Origin of the sequence: Actinoplanes sp. CA-015351 (assembly GCF_050955685.1) — a bacterium.
Lineage (GTDB): Bacteria > Actinomycetota > Actinomycetes > Mycobacteriales > Micromonosporaceae > Actinoplanes.
The window spans coordinates 7,309,026-7,328,366 of the sequence record NZ_CP192102.1; the positions used below are offsets into that span (position 1 = coordinate 7,309,026).

The following is a 19,341-nucleotide window of genomic DNA, read 5'->3' on the forward strand; positions in this document are numbered from 1 at the left end:
GCCCGGGCCCGCGACCGCCCCTGTGGACAACCGCGGGCTGTGGAAAACCGTCAGCCGCCGAAACCGGGCTCGTCCGGCAGGGAGATGTCCGGCTTTTCCAGCTCCTCGACGTTCACGTCCTTGAACGTCATCACCCGGACGTTCTTCACGAAGCGAGCGGGACGGTACATGTCCCAGACCCAGGCATCGTGCATCTCGACCTCGAAGTACACCTCGCCGTCGGAGTTGCGCACATGCAGATCGACCTGGTTGGCCAGGTAGAACCGGCGCTCGGTCTCCACGACGTAGGAGAACTGGCGGACGATGTCGCGGTACTCCCGGTAGAGCTGGAGCTCCATCTCGGTCTCGTACTTCTCGAGATCCTCTGCGCTCATCGTTTCTCGCCCTCCATGGCCTTATCTTCCACCACCGACGCCGGTGGCTGAGGCTGCTCGCCCGACGCCACGCCGACGGTACCCTCAGCTGCTCCCGGAAGCAGCAGCGGCTCGGTAACAGCCGCGTCGAAAGACGCGGTTTCGTCGAAAAGCGTGGGCACCGCCGCCATCACCCGCTCGGCGGGCCGGCGCGCGCGAGGCGGCCGATTCCCCCGCCCGGAGGCGGCGGCGACGTTCACGTACGAGAACCGATGCTCGACGCACGGCCCGTGTTTCGTCAACGCGGCAGTGTGGTCATCGGTGATGTAACCCTTGTGCACGGCGAAGCCGTACAGCGGGAATTCCGAGTCCAGCTCCACCATGAGGCGGTCCCGGGTGACTTTCGCCAGCACGCTTGCCGCCGCCACGCAGGCGGCGACCCGGTCACCTTTCCACACGGCGAGACCCGGTGCTCCCAGGCCGTCCACCGGGAAACCGTCGGTCAGCACGTAATCCGGCCGGACCGTCAGTGACGCCAGCGCGCGGCGCATCGCCGCGAGGTTGCAGACGTGCAGGCCACGGGCGTCGACCTCGGTCGGCGGGATGATCATCACGGACCAGGCCAGGGCTTTCGCCACCACCTGCTGGTAGACGCGCTCGCGGGCCGCCGCGGTGAGCAGTTTCGAATCGGCCAGGCCGGGGATCTCGCCGCGCTTGCCCTCGGGCAGGATCGCGGCGGCCGCCACCAGCGGACCGGCACAGGCGCCACGGCCCGCCTCGTCGGCGCCGGCCACGTGCCGGAAGCCTCGGCGTTGCAGGGCCTGCTCCAGCGCGTACAGCCCGGCCTCGCGGCGGACCACGGTGCGCGGTGGTGCCAGCATTACCGGCCCCTTCCCGCCGTGGTGGCGCGCAGCAGGCCGGCGAGTCCGTCCGGGAAGATCTGCTCGGTGCTCGACTCGATCTCGGCGGCCGACCACCAGCGGTGCTCGGTGATGGTGAGCTGCTCGTCCGCGTTCATCCCGGCCGTGTCGACCTGCCAGTCGGAGACGCGCAGGACGAAGAATTCCTGCTCCTGACGGTACTGGCCGCCGTCGTACTCGAACTCGGCCACCTCGTGCCAGACCGGGCCGTCGAGGTCGCCGGGCCGCACGCGCAGCCCGGTCTCCTCGAATAGCTCGCGGGCGGCCGCCTCGGCGACCGTCTCGCCCGGCTCCAGGCCGCCACCGGGAGTGAACCACCAGCGTTTGCCCGGACGGGCCGGATCGCCGCCGTGCAGCAGCAGAGCGCGTCCCGCCCGGTCGAGCAGCAGGACGCGGCCGGCGCGGCGGTCAATCACGGTCACGGGAGCAGCCTATTGCGCTCGCGGGCCAACCGGCGAACCGGTCACTGCCCCGAAGCGTTCGGAATCGTCTCGTACTCGTCCGGCACGGAGAGCCAGGTGGCGCGATTCGCCGGCCAGAAGATGGTGAACGCGCGCCCGACGACCGACTCGATCGGGACGGTCGCGTCAGCGAGCTTGCCGGCCTCGTCGGTCGCGCTGCTCTGCTCGTAGTGCTCCAGGGAGTCGCCACTGGCCTCGCGGTGGTCACCCATCACCCAGATCCGCCCGGCCGGCACGGTGATGTCGAAGTTCTGATCGGCCACCTGGTTACGGGTGCCGTCGTCCTCGGTGTAGATGTACGACTCGTCGAGCGAGACGCCGTTGATGACCAGGCGCTGCTCGCTGTCGCAGCAGACCACGTTGTCACCGGGGGTGCCGATGACCCGCTTGATGAAGTCCTCGCCCTCGGTGCCGGACTGCCACTCGGACGGTGCCTTGAAGACCACGATCTCGCCGCGACGCGGGTCGCGGAAGTCGTAGACGAGCTTGTTGACCAGGACCCGGTCCCACACGTTGAGGGTGTGTTCCATCGACGGGGACGGGATGTAGAAGGTCTGAAGCACAAAGGCGCGGACCAGGACCGCCACCAGGATCGCTACGCCCAGCAGAATGGGGAGCTCGCGCCAGAACGAACCTTTGCGCTTTTCGGTCTGCTCGTCAATCACGCTCGGAGCCTACGTCGTCGAGTCACGAACGACATGCCGGAACGCGCGGATAAAACTACGCCGAGCACGAGCGGCATGACCTCGGTCGCCACCACCGGATCCGGCTCCCGATGCTGGGCCGGCAGCCCCGCGGCGGCGGTCGGATGATCCACCTCGAATTGTTTCCACACGTCAGGAACGTTGAGGCTGGTGAACCGGTCGCTCGGCCAGACCACCACGAACGCCCGCCCGATCACGTTCTCGATCGGCACCGGACCCTGGCAGCGGGCATCCTGGGAAACCGATCGGTGGTCACCCATCACGAACATCTGCCCGGCCGGGACGACCACCTCGGAGAACCGCCGGCTCGTGCACTGCCCCGGGATCGGTGGCTGGTTCAGGTCCGAGTTGAAACCCTCGGAGATGTACGGCTCATCGATGCCGATCCCGTTGACGGTGATCCGCCCCTGCTCGTCGCAGCAGGCCACCTTGTCACCCGGAAGGCCGATCACCCGTTTGATGAAGTCACGCTCGCCGGGCCGGCTGACGCCGACCAGGTCGCCGATCGTGCGGCCGAGTTTCGCGAGGAAGGTGTTGCTCACCGTCTCGGTGACCTCGGGCGCCCAGTCGTCGGTACCGCGGAAGACCACGATCTCGCCACGCAGCGGGTCACGCATGTCGTAGACGACCTTGTTGACCAGGACCCGGTCCTGGATCTCCAGCGTGTGCTCCATCGAGCCCGACGGAATGTAGAACGCCTGAACCAAGAATGTGCGGATCAGCACGGCCAGGCAGAACGCCACCACGAGCAGCAGAGGCAGCTCCTGCCAGAGCGGCATCTCCTTACGCCGGATCATCGACCGGCGCCGTCGGGACGGCGTATAGCCTTCCATCGGTTCCACGCTTCGCATCTCCTGCCGTCGCCCGGCCGAACCGCCCCCGGATACAGCACTACCGCCCGAGTTTCCCGGCTAGGGAAAGTTACGGGCGGTAGGACTGAAAAGGTTCATCAGAACCGTCCGGCACAGGCGCAAGCGTAGTTCGCCCGCGCCTTGCGTGCCGGACCCGGTCGTCCGTCAGACGGACTGCTTCTCGCGAAGCTCCTTGATCTTGGCCTTCTTGCCACGGAGCTCACGCAGGTAGTAGAGCTTGGCGCGACGCACGTCACCACGGGTCAGGACCTCGACGCGGTCGATCGCCGGGCTGTTGAGCGGGTAGGTCCGCTCGACACCGACGCCGAAGCTGATCTTCCGGACCTTGAAGGTCTCGCGCAGGCCGGCACCGTGACGGGCGATCACCACGCCCTGGAAGACCTGGACACGGGAGCGGTTGCCCTCGACGACCCGGGCGTGCACCTTGACGGTGTCACCGGCGCGGAAGTCGGGGTTGTCGGTGCGCTGCGACTGGGCGTCGAGTTCGTCCAGCGTGTTCATCGCTGCATCCTCGTACTAGAGGCGCACCGGGTGTCGGTGCGCGGTGGGTGATTCTGATCCCCCGCGACTCCAAGGGATCCTCGACTCGACCCGCGGCGCGGGTGGAGACGGCAACCTCACTACTCTGCCACACGGCGCGGCGGGATCTGAAATCCGGCCTCGAGCAGCGCCTTCCGGTCCTTCTTGTCCAAATTTTCCGGGGGGTACGCGGCCCACATGTCCGGGCGCCGGGTCAGCGTCCGCAGCATGCTCTGATCGCGCCGCCAGCGGGCTATCCGGCCGTGGTCGCCGGAGCGCAGCACGTCCGGCACCTCGCGGTCACGCCAGGACACCGGCTTCGTGTAGACCGGGGCCTCCAGCAGGCCGGCCGCGTGCGACTCCTCGGTCAGCGAATCGGCGTTGCCGAGCACACCCGGCAGCAGCCTGGTGATCGCTTCCAGGATCACGATGACCGCGACCTCACCGCCGAAGAGCACGTAGTCGCCGAGCGAGACCTCACGGACCGGCATCCGGTCCGCCGCCTCGTCGATCACACGCTGGTCGATGCCCTCGTACCGGCCGCAGGCGAAGATCAGGTGGTCCAGGCCGGCGAGTTCGTGCGCGTCGGCCTGGGTGAACGGCTTGCCCACCGGGGACGGGACGACAAGCGTCGCGTCCGGCGAGTGGACCGCGTCCAGCGCCTGCCCCCACGGCTCCGGACGCATCACCATGCCGGGGCCGCCGCCGTACGGGCTGTCGTCCACCGTGCGGTGCACGTCGTGGGTCCACGTCCGCAGATCGTGCACGGAGAGGTTCAGCGTCCCGGTCGTCCGCGCCTTGCCGACAAGCGACAGGTCCAGCGGTGCGAAGTAGTCCGGGAAGATCGAGATGATGTCGACCTTCACAGATCCAGCAGGCCTTCCGGTAGGTCGACGACGATCCGCCCACCGGCGATGTCAACGGTCGGGACCATCGCGGTGACGAATGGGATGAGAGCCGTCCCACCGCCCGATTTCTTCAGCACGATCAGGTCCGAGGAGGGCGCGTGGTCGATCCGCAGCACGGTCCCGTGCTCGGTGCCGTCCAGCGACTCCACCCGCAGGCCGATCAGCTGGTGGTCGTGAAACTCCTCAGGATCCTCCGGCGGCGCCACACCGGCGCTGTCCACCTGGAGGAAGACGCCTCGCAGCTCCTCGGCGACGTTACGGTCGGCGATGCCCTCGAAGACGGCGATGCCGCGGCCCTGATGCCAGCGGATCGACTCAAGAGTGAGCTGTGCGGGAACTTGGTAGCGAACCCCTTGTGCGGCAGGCGCGCCCGCCGGGCCGGTGCTCACCCGGCGGTCCCGGGGGACCTCCGTGATGAACACCGAACCGGCGGTGAAGCGTGCCTCGGGTTCGTCGGTCCGCACGACAATCGAGACTTCGCCCCGGATACCGTGCGGCTTACCGATCTGGCCGACGACGAGCAGCATGAAATCAGTACGCGTCGACGATGTCGACGCGAATGCCGCGCCCGCCGATCGAGCCGATCACCTGACGCAGGGCCTTGGCCGTCCGTCCGCCGCGCCCGATGACCGTTCCCAGGTCCTCCGGGTGCACGCGAACCTCGAGCCGCTTGCCGCGGCGCGAGTCGACCAGCCGGACCCGGACGTCGTCCGGGTTGTCGACGATGCCCTTGACGAGGTGCTCCAGCGCGGGCCGGAGCGCCCCGTCAGCTTGCGTCGGCGCCGGCACCGGCCGGGTCCTGTGCAGTCTCGGCGACAGCCTCACGGTTCGGCGCGGCCGGGTCGACAGCCTTGGTCTCCGCCGGCTTGGCCTCGGCGGCCTCCGGAGCGGCGGCCTTCTTGCTCGACTTCGACGCGGTGGCCGGCTTGGTGTCGGCAACGCCCGCGGCAGCCTTGGCCTCGGCCTGGTAGACCTCGGTCTTGTTCTGCTTGCTCGGGGCGACCAGAAGCGGCGGCGGGGCCGGCAGGTTCTTGAACTTCTGCCAGTCGCCGGTCTTCTCGAGGATGCGCTGCACGGGCTCGCTCGGCTGCGCGCCGACGCTCAGCCAGTACTGCACGCGCTCGGACTTGACCTCGATGACCGAGGGGTGTTCCTTCGGCTGGTAGATGCCGATGTACTCGATGGCGCGACCGTCACGCTTGGTGCGCGAGTCGGCGACGACGATGCGGTACTGCGGGTTGCGGATCTTGCCCATCCGCAGGAGCCGGATCTTAACGGCCACGGTGTTTTCGCTCCTGATGAATACGTGGGTGAGCCGACCGGAACCCACGTGGGGACATGGGGCCGATGCCTCGTGGACTGGCGTCGCGATCAGGGGTTAGAGGGCGCCTGACACGTGCCGGATACCAACAAGCCATTCTGCCAGATGAAAGGCCGGTAAGCCCAACCGGGTCTCAACGCGCTGCCGGCCGATCCCATCCGGGCGGCACCTCGACCGGCGCGGGCCAGTGCGGGCCAGGCTGGAAATCGGTCCAGGTCCCGTCGAAGGGGAACTCGCCGGCCTCGATCTTCTTGATCACCCGACGGCCCTCGGCCCAGACCGCGTCCGGGTCCGGCACCCAGTAGTGCTCGGGCAGGGCCAGGCGCTCGGCGAACTCGTCCTCGTCCTTCCAGCGCCAGCAGCGGTCCGGCCCGGCGACAACGTCCAGGTCCTGGTCCACCACGTCGACGCCGGCGATCCCGCCGTCGTCCCAGCGGACCCCGTGCTCCTCCAGGTTCACGTACCACTCGCGGAACGCGCCCTCGTCGGTACGGAAGAACCACACCGAGTGCTCGCCCTCGGCCGGCAGGAACATCAGGATGCCGGGGCCGGACCAGGTGGCCGGGACCAGATGGCGCTCGGTGACCGACCACTGCTCGAACGTCATGGCGCGGACGCCCCGGCCGTCCACGGCGACCTCGTTGAGGACGGCCGAGCCGCGGGCCAGCCAGAGCAGCAGCCCGCGCTCGTCGTCGGAGATCACCCGGCAGGGCCGGACATGGACCAGCCGGCCACCCGAGAAGTTGCGGTAGAGGACCGGCCGGCCCGGTGCGAAGACCATGCTCAGTAGGAGCGGCCCAGGTACGCGATCAGGTCCGGCTCGTCGTCCGACTCCGGCATCGAGCCGTCCTCACGGGTCAGGCAGCGGACGGTCACGGCCTTGCCGTTCGCCTCCTTCTCACCGGCCTCGCCGACGGCCGACCACGGCACCCGGGCGAACCCGGTCTGCGACGCCTCGATCGCCTCGCCGAGGGTCTTCACGTCGACCGTGTGCTCCACCCGGAACGCCAGCGCGTCGTCGTACATCCGCTGCTGGTCGGCCTTGAGCGCGCTGGTGACCGCGCCCACCACCTCGGCGAGCGGTATCGGCGACTTGGTGCCGTCGATGCGGCGGGCCACCGTGACGTTTCCGGTCGCCAGGTCACGCGGGCCGACCTCGACCCGGATCGGCACACCCTGCAGCTCCGCGTCGACGGCGCGGCGGCCGAAGGGGATGTCCGCGCGGTCGTCGAGCTTTACGCGTACCCCTGCGGTCTTGAGGTCCTCGCTCAGCTTGGCCGCCGCTTCGGTGACGCCCTCGCCTGCCTTGACCACCATGATCTGGACCTGGATGGGCGCGAGGCGCGGCGGAAGCCGCAGGCCGTTGTCGTCACCGTGCACCATGATCAGACCGCCGACCATCCGGGTCGACGTGCCCCACGAGGTGGTCCAGGCGTGCTCGACGGTGCGGTCCGCCGAGGAGTAGGTGATGTCGAACGCCTTCGCGAAGTTCTGGCCGAGCTCGTGCGAGGTGCCCATCTGCAGCGCCTTGCCGTCGCGCATCATGGCCTCGACGGTCATCGTGTTCGTCGCGCCGGCGAAACGCTCACCCTTGGTCTTGCGGCCCGGGATGACCGGGATCGCCAGGATGTCCTCCATGAACGACTGGTAGACGTTGTGGTGGATGTCCCGGGCGTGCTCGCGGGCGTCCGCCTCGGTCGCGTGCGCGGTGTGACCCTCCTGCCAGAGGAACTCGGTCGTGCGCAGGAAGGTGCGCGGCCGCAGCTCCCAGCGGACCACGTTCGCCCACTGGTTCAGGAGCAGGGGCAGATCACGGTACGAGTCGACCCACTTGGCCATGAACTCGCCGATCACGGTCTCGCTGGTCGGCCGGACCACCAGCGGCTCGGCGAGCTCCTTGCCACCGGCGTGGGTGACCACGGCGAGCTCCGGGGAGAAGCCCTCCACGTGGTCGGCCTCGCGGCGCAGGTAGTTCTCCGGGATGAAGAGCGGGAAGTACGCGTTCTGCACGCCGGCCGCCTTGATGCGGGCGTCCATGTCGGCCTGCATGCGCTCCCAGATGGCGTACCCGACCGGCCGGATCACCATCGTCCCGCGCACCGGGCCGTTGTCGGCGAGCTGCGCCTTGGCGATCAGGTCCTGGTACCAGCGGGGAAAGTCCTCCGCGCGGGGAGTGAGCACACGAGCCATGTCGAAGAATCCTAGTCGTGACGCCGCGCAACCATCCGGGCGGGCATCCCGTGTCCCTTTCCGTGAAGGTCGACTTCGACATGTTCTACCGGGACACCTCCCGGCGGCTGCTTCGATACGCGTACGGCCTGACCGGTGACCCGGCCGAGGCACAGGACCTGGTTCAGGAGGCGTACGCCCGCGCGTGGCAGCGCTGGCGGCGGGTCTCCGGGTACGAGGATCCGGAGGCCTGGCTGCGTCTCGTGGTGAACAGGCTCTCCACCGACCGATGGCGGCGGCTCTTCGTCCGCCGTGACCACGCGGCGGCACAGCCACCCGGGCCGGTGGTGCCACCGCCGTCGGAGGACGTGGTCCTGCTGGTTCGCGCCATGCGGACGCTGCCGGCCGCGCACCGGCGGGCGCTGGCCCTGCACTACCTGCTGGACCGGTCGATCGCGGAGATCGCGGTGGAGACCGGCGCCTCGGCCGGGACCGTCAAGTCGTGGCTGTCGAGAGGGCGAGCCGGATTGGCCGCCGCCCTGCATTCCGAAGAGATCCCGGAAGGAGCTCGTCGTGGCCGCTGAACTGGATGAACTCTTCACCGCGATGGGCCATCAGGCCGACGTCCTCCCGCTGGCCGGCCCGGACCACGCGCGCCGGATCGGACGCCGCCGCATCCGGAACTCGGTGATCGCCGCGACCGCTGCCGTGCTGCTCGTCGTCGCGGGCGCCGGCATCGCCACCTGGCGGCACAACCCCTCCCCCGAGCCGATCCTGCCGGCGAACACCATCCGGGGGATCGCCCCGATCGGGTCGCCCCTGCGCCTGCACGGGCCGGGCGACGAGAACATGTTCAGCACGATCGCCATCGACGGCAGCCGGGTCTCGGTCGCGTCCGGGGCCTTCAGCGGTGACTCGTTCGAGGTGATCGGGGTGGACACCGCGAGCGGCGCCAAGGTCTGGGATGCCGGCCGGATCAACGCGATCGAGACGAACGGGCCGGTCGCGGTGCCCGGCGCCATGTTCCTCTACGACGGACCGGACCTGAGTATTCGCGAACCGGAGACCGGCGCCGAACTCTGGAAGACGGTGGACCCGCCCAACGGCGACGTCGTGGTCGGTGACGGTGTGCTGGTCCGGGTCAACGTCGGCGGCCTGTCCGAGGGTTTCGCGCTGCGTACCGGCACGAAGCTCTGGTCGGTGCCCGCCGCGGGCGATGACCGCCCGCGGCATTCGATCGGTTTCCTCGAAGGCAGTAGCCGGCACAGTCTCCATTTCAGTGACGACCGGTTCGCCCAGCTCACGCTCGGCGGCACGGTGCTGGTCCGGGATATCCGCACCGGGAAGATCCTGACGTCGGTGGCGACGACCGTCCGGCCGAAGCTGATGACCAGCTTCACCATGTCCGGCGATCTGGCGCTCATCGGCGACACGACCGGATATCTCGGCAAACCGTCGCGGCTCGTCGCTGCCGACGTGTCCACCGGGAAGGTTCGCGACATCTACTCGATCAAGAACGGCCGCATGCGCGAGGCCACTCCGTGCGGAGCACAGCGGATCTGCGTGCCGTCCGCGGAGGGATACACCGCGGACGGCGGCTTGAACGCGGAAGACGTCAAGGTGATCGACACGACGACCGACCGGGTCCTCTGGACGGCCCGGCCCGGGGACATCCTGCTCTCCGCCTCCAGCCGAGCTGGACGGATCTTCGTGACCAGCGTGGGCGCCTCGGGGACCCTGTACGACAAGGACGGCCGGGTGATCGCCCGGAGTGGCGGGTCTTTCCACGGCGCCGGCCAGGGCTGGATCGACGACGAGAACATGCTGATGCTGACCTCGACGGCCACCGGGTACGACATCGACGCGATCTCGGCCGTGGACGGGACCAGGACCACGCTCGGGAAGCTGTCCACGGTGACCGGCGGGTGCTCGTGGACGAGCGAGATCCTGGCGTGCCGGGACGGCGCCGAGCTCAAGTTGTGGCGCCTCCTCCGCTGAGAAGCCGGTAAATGCCGGGGGCGGGTGCAACCCACCCCCGGCCGCCACCGTGTCTCATGTCCGGAAAGGGCGGTGAGATGACGGGGACCGATGACTTCGACGCGTTCCACCGGGACACGTCCCGGCGGCTGACGCGGTACGCGTACGGCCTGACCGGCGACTCCGGGGAGGCACAGGACCTGGTTCAGGAGGCGTACGCCCGCGCGTGGCAACGCTGGCGGCAGGTCTCCGCCTATCAGGATCCGGAAGCGTGGATGCGGCTGGTCGTCAACCGGCTCGCCACGGACCGCTGGCGGCGGCTCTTCCGGCGGCGCGACCACGCTGCCGCTCAGCCTCCCCAGCCGCCCGCCCCGCCACCGTCGGAGAACACCGTGCTGCTGGTCCGGGCGATGCGCACGCTGCCCGACACGCACAGCCGGGCCCTGGTCCTGCATTACCTGATGGATCGCACGGTCGCCGAGATCGCGGCCGAGACCGGTGCGTCCGCCGGCACCGTCAAGTCGTGGCTGTCCCGGGGCCGGGCCGGCCTCGCCTCCGCACTCGGCGTCACCAGCCCCGCCGGCAGCCCTGCCACCAGCCCTGCCACCAGCCCTGCCAGCAACCCTGCCAGCGGGCCCGTCATCAGGCCCGTCTCCAGACCCATCACCAGCCCGGAAGGAGCCCGCAGTGAACGCTGACCTGGACGAGATGTTCGCGGCCCTGAGCCGTGACGGTGACGCGGTGCCGGTGAGCCCGGCCGAAGGCGCCCGCCGTCGCGGAAATCGCCGTTCCCGCAACCGGTCCGTGGCAGCCGCGCTCGCCGTCCTGCTGGTGATCGCCGGCGTGAGCGCCGCCGCCTGGCAGCGGGACCACCACCGGCAGCCGGTTCTACCGGCCACGCCGGATCAGCCGGACACACTGATCCGCGGCCTGAACACCCTGGGCGATCCACTGAATCTCGGAGCCGACCGCATCTGGCGATATCCGTCGTCCCTGGAAGGCCGGTTGTTCGCCCTCTCGGTGCCGGCCACCGCGAGCGGGTCCGAACGCCGGAACCGGACCGTGGCGATCGACGAGCGGACCGGCGAGATCCTCTGGTCGACGCCCGACGAACTGGGCAACACCGACGCCCCGATCCCGATCCCCGGGTCGGTGCTGCTGCCGGAGGAGACCGAAAAGCCCACCATGCGCATCCTCGACCCGGCCACCGGCGCCGAACGCTGGAAGCTGCGATTCGAGCCCAAGGACACGCTGATCCTGCACCCCGACGTGCTGGTGCGGGCGGCGGTCACCGACGGGACGACCGAAGGGCTGGACATGCGTACCGGCGCCCGGCTCTGGGTGTCGCCGACCAGCGATCGCCCCACGTCAACAGGTGGCATCCGGGACCGATCCGGCACGCCGACCTTGGGAACAGGCTTCTACCGCGACAGCGACGGCTACATGTTCCAGGTGCTGACGAGCGGAAACGTCCTGATCCGCGACGTCCGCACCGGCGACGTGGTGCACCGGTTCGAGAACATCCAGCAGCGCGAGAGCGAACTCGCCACCGTGCACGACGGCACCGCGATCTGGCCGGCCGGCCACCAGATCTGGGCAGCCGCGCTCGGTGGCGGCGAGCCACGCGCTCTTCTCGAGCTGGGCGCGGACCAGCGTCTGGAGGACCTCTTCGGGTGCGGGCCGGGCCGGATCTGCGTGGCCCAGGCGAGCCTGACCAGCCCGCTGCAGACTCGGATCGACGCGGTCGACATCGCGTCGGCGCAAACGGTCTGGCACGCGACGCCGTCGAACGGGTTCATCAGCACGTCGAGGGGCGGCCGGACGCTGATCAGCGGCGCTGCCGGGCCGGTACTTCTCGACGCGAACGGCGAGGAGATCTTCGCGGCGAAGGACGGGGTGGACTGGGTCGACGACGGCAACCTGCTGCTGTTCGAGCGGACCCCGGACGGCCAGGAGGTGGCCCTCGCCGCGGTGTCGGCCGTGGACGGCGTGCGAACCCCGCTGAGGAAGCTCCCCGGCGACTCCGAAGTACCGGACTTCGGGTACGACTGCGGGTGGAGCGCCGCGGTTCTCGCCTGCGCCAAGGGCGCCGACCTCCATCGGTACGCCTTCACCCGCTGATCACTTGATGACGGCGCCTCGCAGGACGATCCGGCGGGGCGCCTTCACCACCCGCAGGTCTGCCCGCGGGTCGGCGTCGTAGACCACGAGGTCCGCCAGGCCGCCCTCGACCAGCCCCGGGAAGCCGAGCCACTCCCGCGCCTTCCACGACGCCGAGGCGAGCACCGCCTCCGCCGGGATCCCGGCCTCGTGCAGGTAGAGCATCTCGTCGGCGGCCAGCCCGTGCCGGATGCCGCCGCCCGCGTCGGTGCCGACGAAGATCGGGACGCCGGCCTCGTGGGCGGCCAGCACCACTGATGGGAATCGGTCGCGCAGGGCGATCATGTGGTCCGCGTACCCGTCGAACTTGCCCCTCGCCGAGTCGGCGATGGTCCCGAAAGTGCGGATGTTGATCATCGTGGGCACCAGGGCGGTGCCGCGCCGGGCCATCTCGTCGATCAGGTCGAGCGTGAGGCCGGTGCCGTGCTCGACCGAGTCCACCCCGGCCTTCACCATGATCTCCACGCCCTCCTCGGAGAACGTGTGCACCGCGGCCCGCGCGCCGGCCGCGTGCGCCGCCTCGACAGCGGCCGCCATGGTCGCCGCGTCCCAGCTCGGCGCCAGGTCACCGACACCACGGTCGATCCAGTCGCCGACCAGTTTCACCCAGCCGGTGCCGGCTTTCGCCTGCGCGGTCACCGCGGCGGCCACCTCGTCCGCGGCCACCTCGACGCCGATGTCCCTCAGATATCGCCGCGGCGCGGCCACGTGCCTCCCGGCCCGCGCGAGGCGCGGCACGCCAGGTTCGTCATCAAGTTCCGGGTACGGGTACGGCGAACCGGCATCGCGCAGAGCCAGCACCCCGGCATCGCGGTCGATGACGGCCAGATCACGAGCCTGGCCGACGCTCTCGATCGGTTTCGCCCCGTAGGCGATCCCGAGATGACAGTGCGCGTCCACCAGGCCCGGCACGACGAACCCGCCGTCGCTGATCGTCTCCGCACCCGCCACCGGTTCAAAGGTGACCCGGTCACCGACAAGCCAGAGATCCCGGACCGCACCGTCCGGCAGAACCGTCCCACGCACATGCAACGCCATGGAACAGTCCTACCTGATCAACCGTTCAGTTGTCCGGCCGGGCCACCGCTCGAATCCGGTCCCGCCGCCGCGTCCAGGCCGGGAGGTCGAGCGTGATCTTCCACGGACGGTCGACGGTGACCAGCTCGTCGGTCTGGAGCAGCCGCTGGTAGTCGCCGCCCGGACCGAGTGCGAACTGGGTGAGCGTGACGCGCTCGGCCAGTGGGTCGACGATCCAATAGTTGCGGATGCCGACGTAGGCATACTTTTTCAGCTTCCCGTCGCGGTCGAACTTCTTCGACGACTCCGAGACCACCTCGACGACGAGCGGAACGTCGTCCGGGCGGACCGGCGACCTTCCCGCGCCCTCCTCATAGATGAGCGCGACGTCCGGCCGCAGTTCATTGCGCCGGTCCAGCAGGACTGCCTGCTCGCCGTTGACGAGAACGTCGTCCGGACAGTGCTCCTCGGCCGCGGTAGCGACCCTGTGGGCGATGAATTGATGAATGGGCAGGGCCAGGGGGGACAAGACGAGCCTTCCGTCGATCAACTCATATCGAAGATCCTCGGGAAGGCTCGCCACATCATCGACAGTCAGATCTCGTCGATTCAGCAACGCGGTTACGTCAGCGTGCAGGGTGACGGTCATCGAATCCTCCTCGATGGGACTCACCCCTCACGGTACTAGGCATTGAGCAGGTAGCGCCATGCCACTTTTCAGCGATTGTCGTCCTTCGGCTTGTTCAGCTTGTTGAAGTCGAGTTTGGGCAGCTTGAAGCCGGGCGGCATGCCTCCGCCGCCCAGCGCGCCCGGGTCCATGCCCGGCGGGAGTTGCGGCATTCCGCTGCCCGGGAAACCAGCCGGCATTCCGCCGCCACCGCCACGCGGGCGGTTGCCGCTCTTCGTACCCTTGCGCTTGTTCTTCGGGCTTTTCGTCGCTGAGCGGCGGCCGCCCGGGAGGCCCATCATGCCGCTCATCTGCTTCATCATCTTCTGAGCGTCGGTGAAGCGGTTGAGCAGCTGGTTCACCTCCATCACCGTCACGCCGGAGCCGTTCGCGATGCGCAGGCGGCGGGAGGCGTTGATGACCTTAGGGGTGGTGCGCTCCTGCGGGGTCATCGAGCGGATGATCGCGGTGACCCGGTCGAAGTGACTGTCGTCGAGCTCGGCCAGCTGGTCTTTCATCTGGCCCATGCCCGGCATCATGCCGAGGATGTTGGCGATCGGACCCATCCGGCGGACCGCGATCAGCTGGTCCAGGAAGTCCTCCAGGGTGAACTGCTCGCCACCGAGCAGCTTGTTCGTCATCTTCTCTTTCTGGTCCTCGTCGAACGCCGCCTCGGCGGTCTCGATGAGGGTCAGAACGTCGCCCATGCCCAGGATCCGGCTGGCCATCCGGTCCGGGTGGAAGACGTCGAAGTCCTCCAGTTTCTCGCCGGTGGAGGCGAAGAGGATCGGCTGGCCGGTGACGTGCCGGACGGAGAGCGCGGCGCCACCACGGGCGTCACCGTCGAGCTTGGAGAGCACCACGCCGGTGATGCCGACGCCGTCGCGGAACGCCTCGGCGGTCTGCACCGCGTCCTGGCCGACCATCGCGTCGATGACGAAGATGACCTCGTCCGGGTCGACGGCGGCGCGGATGTCAGCGGCCTGCTGCATCATCTCGGCGTCGATGCCGAGACGGCCGGCGGTGTCGACGATGACGATGTCCTTGGCGGTGCGCCGCGCCACATCGATCGAGTCTTTCGCGACCTTGACCGGGTCACCGACACCGCTGCCCGGCTCGGGGGCGTAGACGTCGACGCCGGCCCGGCCGCCGACCACCTGGAGCTGGTTGACCGCGTTCGGCCGCTGGAGGTCGGCGGCGACAAGCAGCGGCTGGTGGCCCTGGGTCCGCAGCCAGCGGGCCAGCTTGCCGGCCAGCGTCGTCTTGCCGGCGCCCTGCAGGCCGGCGAGCATGATGACGGTCGGCGGCTGCTTCGCGAACACGAGGCGCCGGCCCTCGCCACCGAGGATGTTGATGAGCTCCTCGTGGACGATCTTGATGATCTGCTGGGCGGGGTTGAGCGCCTGGGAGACCTCAGCGCCGCGCGCCCGCTCCTTGAGGCTGGCGATGAACGCCTTGACCACCGGCAGCGCCACGTCAGCCTCCAGCAGCGCGAGACGGATCTCGCGCGCGGTGGCATCGATGTCGGCGTCGGTGAGTTTGCCCTTGCCGCGGAGCTTGGTGAAGATCCCGGACAGGCGGTCACTCAAGGTGTCAAACACGGTGCGACATCCCCGGTCAGTCGTAGTTGGCGTTCGACCGCAAGCCTAACCGCACCGCCCCACGCTCACCGGTTCCGCATGCGGTAGGTCTTCGCCGCCGCCTCGATGCGCCGCTGAGTGCGGGTGCCGGGCGCCACCGAGCGCTTGATCCGGCCGTAGACGTAGGTGCCGCCACCGACCACCAGCGCGCCCACGATCAGGTAATAGAGGAACCCGCCGAGCAGCGAGCTGGCCACCCAGCCCACCACGATCACACCAGCGATCAGTGCTGCCAGAAACGCCACTGCCTTGCCCATCTCGGCCTCCCGCCGTCGTCGCGTTGCCGCTTTCCACCATGCAGTGCGCACGCAACAACCCGCATCGGCCGTGACCCCTATCCGTTCCCCTAGGGGTGGGCTCTTTCGCAAACAGCCACAAGAGGCCCATGAACCACGTATACCGCAGTTAAAGGGTGCAACTCCTGATATAGACCGCAACTTCCGTCTCGTCTGGCGCGTTGAAGCGCTCGGCGGACATGCGGCGAGAGGACGACGGCGTGACCCTGCGGCAGATCCTGCGGCTGACCCCCTGGGCAGTCCGGCGACGGATCTTCACGTCGGCCGAGAAACACCTGCTGCCACGCGTCGCCCCGGAACGGCGGCTGCGCGTAGCGCGTACCCTCATGCCTCTCGCACCCAGCCGGATGCCGCGGCGATCAAGGGTGACCAGCGGCGGGGTGCTGCGAGTGCGCGGCGTCGCCGCGCGAGTGGCGAACGCCGCCTCGCCCGCCGAGGTACGCCGGGAGAACCTGGACCGGGTCGCGCAGGCCCTCGACGCGGCAGGCATCGACTGGTTCCGCCTGCCCGCGCCCACACCGCTGAAAACCGTGGTGGCGGTGCCGGAGTCCGGCCGGGAGCGTGCTCTCGAACTGGTACGCGAGCTGGCCGGGCGTGACCACGGACGGCTCCGCACGGTCCTTGAGGCCGGCCGGGGGAACACCCAGGTCGTCTCGATCTGCTGGCCGGTCACCGACCCGGACGGCAGCATGCTGCTCGGAGCCGAGTACGCCTGCGAGATCGAGTTCTGGCGCGAGTCGGGCGGCAAGCTGATCGCCCCACGGCGCAACCCGGTCGCCGACACGATCTCCGCCGACGAGCCGCCGATGATCGCTCCCGAGCCGGTGTTCGGCCCGTTCAGCTCCCCCGACGACGTGACCGGGTACCGCACCCGCGAGATCTTCACCGCTGTCGACCCGGACCGGATCGAGTTCCCGATCGACGTGGTCTACACCTGGGTCGACGGCGACGACCCGGCCTGGCAGCGCCGCAAGGCCCGCGCCCTGGCGGACAACCCCTGGGTAACCGGCGTCAACGCGCAGGCCGCCAACGACTCCCGGTACGCCAGCCGCGACGAGCTGCGGTACTCACTGCGCGCGCTGCACAGCTTCGCGCCCTGGGTCCGCCGGATCTTCCTGGTCACCGACGATCAGGTGCCGGCCTGGCTGGACATCGGCAACCCGAAGATCACCCTGGTCAGCCACCAGGAGATCTTCGGCGACACCGGGACGCTGCCGACGTTCAACTCGCAGGCGATCGAGTCCCGGCTGCACCGCATCCCCGGGCTCGCCGAGCACTTCCTGTACCTCAACGACGACGTGATCCTGGGCCGGCCGATCACCCCGGATCTGTTCTTCACGCCGGGCGGGCTGACCAATTTCTTCCCGTCGAAAGCCCAGGTCGACGTCAAGCCGCGCGGTCCCGGCGACCGGCCGGCCGACTCGGCCGCGAAGAACAACCGCAAGCTCATCGAGCAGGCCTTCGGCCGGGTGCTGACCCGCAAGATGAAGCACACGCCGCACCCGTCGCGGCGCAGCGTCATCGAGGAGATCGAGGCCCGGTTCGCCGAACACGTGACGGCGACCGCGGGACACCAGTTCCGGCATCCGGACGATCTGTCGCTGCTGTCGTCGCTGCAGCAGTACTACGCGTACCTGACCGGCCGGGCCGCCCCCGGAAAGATCAAGTACCTCTACACCGACCTGGCACAGCCGGTCACCGCGCTGCGCCTCGCCCGGCTGCTGCGTAATCGCGACGTCGACGCGTTCTGCCTGAACGACGTGGATGTGTCAAGCGCCGCGAAAGCCGACCAGGAAGCCATGCTCGCCGACTTCCTGCCGCTCTACCTGCCGTTCGCCTCGCCCTTCGAGCTGCGCCAGCCACGGCCCGCGACAGCACCGGCCACCCGCGCGGTCACCGCACCGCGCCAGCCCAGCGTCGGCGAACGTCCCGTCCCACCCACCGACGTGGCGCTTCCGCCCGTCGCCTGACCAGCAAGGAGTCTTACCGTGAGCTACGACGTAGTCATTCTCGGGCTCGGTTACGTCGGGCTGCCGCTGGCGCAGCAGGCGACCCGGGCCGGCCTCACCGTCCTCGGCTTCGACGTCGACGAGACAGTGGTGCGCGCCCTCGCCGACGGCCGTTCCCACGTGGACGACCTCAGCGACGACGATGTGGCCAAGATGGTGGCCGAGGGCTTCCTGCCGACCACCGACGAAACCCTGATCGCGCAGGCCCGCACCGCGGTGATCTGCGTACCGACGCCGCTCTCCGAGGGTGACGGGCCGGACCTGCGCGCGGTGCTCGGCGCCACCTCCGCGGTCGGACGCAACCTGCGCCCCGGCATGCTGGTCGTGCTGGAGTCCACCACGTACCCGGGCACCACCGACGAGGAGGTCCGCCCGCGGCTGGAGCAGCTCTCCGGCCTGACCGCCGGGATCGACTTCCACCTGGCGTTCTCCCCGGAGCGAATCGACCCCGGCAACGAGGTCTACGGCGCGCACAACACCCCGAAGGTGGTCGGCGGGTACACCCCGTCGTGCACGGCCGCCGCCGCCGGTTTCTACGGCCGCTTCATCGAGACCGTCGTGCCGACCCGCGGAACCCGTGAGGCGGAGACCGCGAAGCTGCTCGAGAACACGTACCGGCACGTCAACATCGCGCTGGTCAACGAGATGGCCCGGTTCTGCCACGAGCTCGACATCGACCTCTGGGACGTGATCCACGCGGCGTCGACGAAGCCGTTCGGTTTCCAGGCGTTCTACCCGGGCCCGGGCGTCGGCGGCCACTGCATCCCGATCGACCCGAACTACCTCTCGCACAACGTGCGCAGCAAGCTCGGTTACCCGTTCCGGTTCGTCGAACTGGCCCAGGAGATCAACACGACGATGCCGGCCTATGTGGCCCGCCGTGCTCAGAACCTGCTCAACGCCGACGGGCAGGCTGTCCGGGGTGCCACCGTGCTGCTGCTCGGGATCACCTACAAGGCCAACATCGCCGATCAGCGCGAGTCGCCGGCCGCTCCCCTGGCCCGGCAGCTGGCCGCGCTCGGCGCGACGGTCGCCTATCACGACCCGCACGTGCGGACCTGGGATGTCAGTGGGGTGCCGGTCTCCCGTACCGACGACCTGGAAGGCGCCGCCGCCTCGGCCGACCTGGTCATCCTGGTGCAGAACCACCGCGAATACGACCCGGACCACCTGGCCCGCATCGCGAAGCGCTTCTTCGACACCCGAGGCGTTACCACGGCACGCGAGGCGCACCGCCTTTAAAAGTCTGCTTGGGTACGCGTAAAGCACCGCTTGGGTACGCGCAAAGCACCGAGCCGGGAGCCCACAGTGAGCTTCCGGCTCGCCGCGTCGGTGGCCCACCGTGTGC

The 19,341-nt window shown here is 69.2% G+C and carries 21 protein-coding genes and 1 pseudogene; 6 read left to right on the plus strand and 16 right to left on the minus strand.

All coding sequences use genetic code 11. The features are described 5' to 3' along the window. Positions 1–50: 50 nt before the first annotated feature. The 12 genes from ACQP2E_RS33140 to proS all read right to left on the minus strand — a co-directional run bounded on the left by ACQP2E_RS33140 (position 51) and on the right by proS (position 8,248). Entirely contained in the window at positions 51–374 is a 324-nt protein-coding gene (locus ACQP2E_RS33140; RefSeq protein ID WP_067505225.1) for a DUF2469 domain-containing protein, read from the minus strand. After that, positions 371–1,234: a ribonuclease HII gene (locus ACQP2E_RS33145; RefSeq protein WP_433826927.1), complete on the minus strand. Its 864-nt coding sequence runs from the start codon at positions 1,232–1,234 to the stop codon at positions 371–373. The genes ACQP2E_RS33140 and ACQP2E_RS33145 overlap by 4 nt, the downstream gene beginning before the upstream one ends. Continuing rightward, a complete protein-coding gene (locus tag ACQP2E_RS33150; protein WP_433826928.1) occupies positions 1,234–1,695 on the minus strand; it encodes an NUDIX hydrolase in 462 nt (153 codons plus the stop codon). The genes ACQP2E_RS33145 and ACQP2E_RS33150 overlap by 1 nt, the downstream gene beginning before the upstream one ends. Before the next feature lie 41 nt (positions 1,696–1,736). Continuing rightward, a complete protein-coding gene (gene lepB / locus ACQP2E_RS33155) occupies positions 1,737–2,399 on the minus strand; it encodes a signal peptidase I (RefSeq protein WP_111651365.1) in 663 nt (220 codons plus the stop codon). Next, positions 2,396–3,289 carry a signal peptidase I gene (gene lepB / locus ACQP2E_RS33160; RefSeq protein ID WP_433826929.1) on the minus strand — a complete coding sequence of 298 codons (894 nt, stop codon included), beginning with the start codon at positions 3,287–3,289 and terminating at the stop codon, positions 2,396–2,398. Before lepB (ACQP2E_RS33160) ends, lepB (ACQP2E_RS33155) begins: the two co-directional genes overlap by 4 nt. Positions 3,290–3,454: 165 nt before the next feature. After that, on the minus strand, positions 3,455–3,811 hold the full coding sequence (gene rplS / locus ACQP2E_RS33165; protein WP_433826930.1) for a 50S ribosomal protein L19: 357 nt from the start codon (positions 3,809–3,811) through the stop codon (positions 3,455–3,457). 119 nt (positions 3,812–3,930) lie between these two features. Then, positions 3,931–4,695 carry a tRNA (guanosine(37)-N1)-methyltransferase TrmD gene (gene trmD / locus ACQP2E_RS33170; protein ID WP_433826931.1) on the minus strand — a complete coding sequence of 255 codons (765 nt, stop codon included), beginning with the start codon at positions 4,693–4,695 and terminating at the stop codon, positions 3,931–3,933. Continuing rightward, positions 4,692–5,261 carry a ribosome maturation factor RimM gene (gene rimM / locus ACQP2E_RS33175; RefSeq protein ID WP_433834147.1) on the minus strand — a complete coding sequence of 190 codons (570 nt, stop codon included), beginning with the start codon at positions 5,259–5,261 and terminating at the stop codon, positions 4,692–4,694. Before rimM ends, trmD begins: the two co-directional genes overlap by 4 nt. A gap of 7 nt (positions 5,262–5,268) precedes the next feature. Further along, positions 5,269–5,526 (minus strand): RNA-binding protein, encoded by a 258-nt coding sequence (locus ACQP2E_RS33180; RefSeq protein WP_111651360.1) that lies wholly within the window; start codon positions 5,524–5,526, stop codon positions 5,269–5,271. After that, positions 5,504–6,019 (minus strand): 30S ribosomal protein S16, encoded by a 516-nt coding sequence (gene rpsP, locus ACQP2E_RS33185; RefSeq protein WP_433826932.1) that lies wholly within the window; start codon positions 6,017–6,019, stop codon positions 5,504–5,506. The genes ACQP2E_RS33180 and rpsP overlap by 23 nt, the downstream gene beginning before the upstream one ends. Positions 6,020–6,191: 172 nt before the next feature. After that, on the minus strand, positions 6,192–6,839 hold the full coding sequence (locus ACQP2E_RS33190) for a DUF402 domain-containing protein (protein WP_433826933.1): 648 nt from the start codon (positions 6,837–6,839) through the stop codon (positions 6,192–6,194). A gap of 2 nt (positions 6,840–6,841) precedes the next feature. Continuing rightward, positions 6,842–8,248 (minus strand): proline--tRNA ligase, encoded by a 1,407-nt coding sequence (gene proS, locus ACQP2E_RS33195; RefSeq protein ID WP_433826934.1) that lies wholly within the window; start codon positions 8,246–8,248, stop codon positions 6,842–6,844. A gap of 80 nt (positions 8,249–8,328) precedes the next feature. On the opposite strand from proS, the gene ACQP2E_RS33200 reads away from it, so the two are divergent. The 4 genes and pseudogenes from ACQP2E_RS33200 to ACQP2E_RS33215 all read left to right on the plus strand — a co-directional run bounded on the left by ACQP2E_RS33200 (position 8,329) and on the right by ACQP2E_RS33215 (position 12,325). After that, positions 8,329–8,811 (plus strand): SigE family RNA polymerase sigma factor, encoded by a 483-nt coding sequence (locus ACQP2E_RS33200; protein WP_433834149.1) that lies wholly within the window; start codon positions 8,329–8,331, stop codon positions 8,809–8,811. Continuing rightward, the gene (locus tag ACQP2E_RS33205) at positions 8,801–10,225 is read left to right on the plus strand and encodes a PQQ-binding-like beta-propeller repeat protein (RefSeq protein ID WP_433826935.1); all 1,425 of its coding nucleotides are present in this window, start codon (positions 8,801–8,803) and stop codon (positions 10,223–10,225) included. The genes ACQP2E_RS33200 and ACQP2E_RS33205 overlap by 11 nt, the downstream gene beginning before the upstream one ends. Before the next feature lie 77 nt (positions 10,226–10,302). Beyond that, a pseudogene (locus ACQP2E_RS33210) lies at positions 10,303–10,779 on the plus strand (SigE family RNA polymerase sigma factor); the annotation flags it as partial. A gap of 112 nt (positions 10,780–10,891) precedes the next feature. Next, complete coding sequence (locus ACQP2E_RS33215; RefSeq protein ID WP_433826936.1) at positions 10,892–12,325, plus strand: PQQ-binding-like beta-propeller repeat protein; 1,434 nt, start codon at positions 10,892–10,894, stop codon at positions 12,323–12,325. Here ACQP2E_RS33215 and ACQP2E_RS33220 read toward each other — a convergent pair whose 3' ends face one another. From ACQP2E_RS33220 to ACQP2E_RS33235, 4 genes are all read right to left on the minus strand, one after another. Beyond that, the gene (locus ACQP2E_RS33220; RefSeq protein WP_433826937.1) at positions 12,326–13,402 is read right to left on the minus strand and encodes an amidohydrolase family protein; all 1,077 of its coding nucleotides are present in this window, start codon (positions 13,400–13,402) and stop codon (positions 12,326–12,328) included. It abuts the gene before it with no gap. Positions 13,403–13,427: 25 nt separating this feature from the next. Next, positions 13,428–14,030, minus strand: a complete 603-nt coding sequence (locus ACQP2E_RS33225; protein WP_433826938.1) for a Uma2 family endonuclease — start codon at positions 14,028–14,030, stop codon at positions 13,428–13,430. Between the two features lie 68 nt (positions 14,031–14,098). Next, positions 14,099–15,649, minus strand: coding sequence for a signal recognition particle protein (ffh, locus tag ACQP2E_RS33230; protein WP_433826939.1), 1,551 nt, complete (start codon positions 15,647–15,649; stop codon positions 14,099–14,101). A gap of 65 nt (positions 15,650–15,714) precedes the next feature. Beyond that, positions 15,715–15,945 carry a hypothetical protein gene (locus ACQP2E_RS33235; RefSeq protein WP_433826940.1) on the minus strand — a complete coding sequence of 77 codons (231 nt, stop codon included), beginning with the start codon at positions 15,943–15,945 and terminating at the stop codon, positions 15,715–15,717. 239 nt (positions 15,946–16,184) lie between these two features. Between ACQP2E_RS33235 and ACQP2E_RS33240 the strand changes: the two genes are divergently transcribed. Then, positions 16,185–17,954, plus strand: coding sequence for a stealth family protein (locus ACQP2E_RS33240; protein WP_433826941.1), 1,770 nt, complete (start codon positions 16,185–16,187; stop codon positions 17,952–17,954). A gap of 18 nt (positions 17,955–17,972) precedes the next feature. Continuing rightward, positions 17,973–19,235 carry a nucleotide sugar dehydrogenase gene (locus tag ACQP2E_RS33245; RefSeq protein ID WP_433826942.1) on the plus strand — a complete coding sequence of 421 codons (1,263 nt, stop codon included), beginning with the start codon at positions 17,973–17,975 and terminating at the stop codon, positions 19,233–19,235. Positions 19,236–19,341 lie beyond the last annotated feature (106 nt).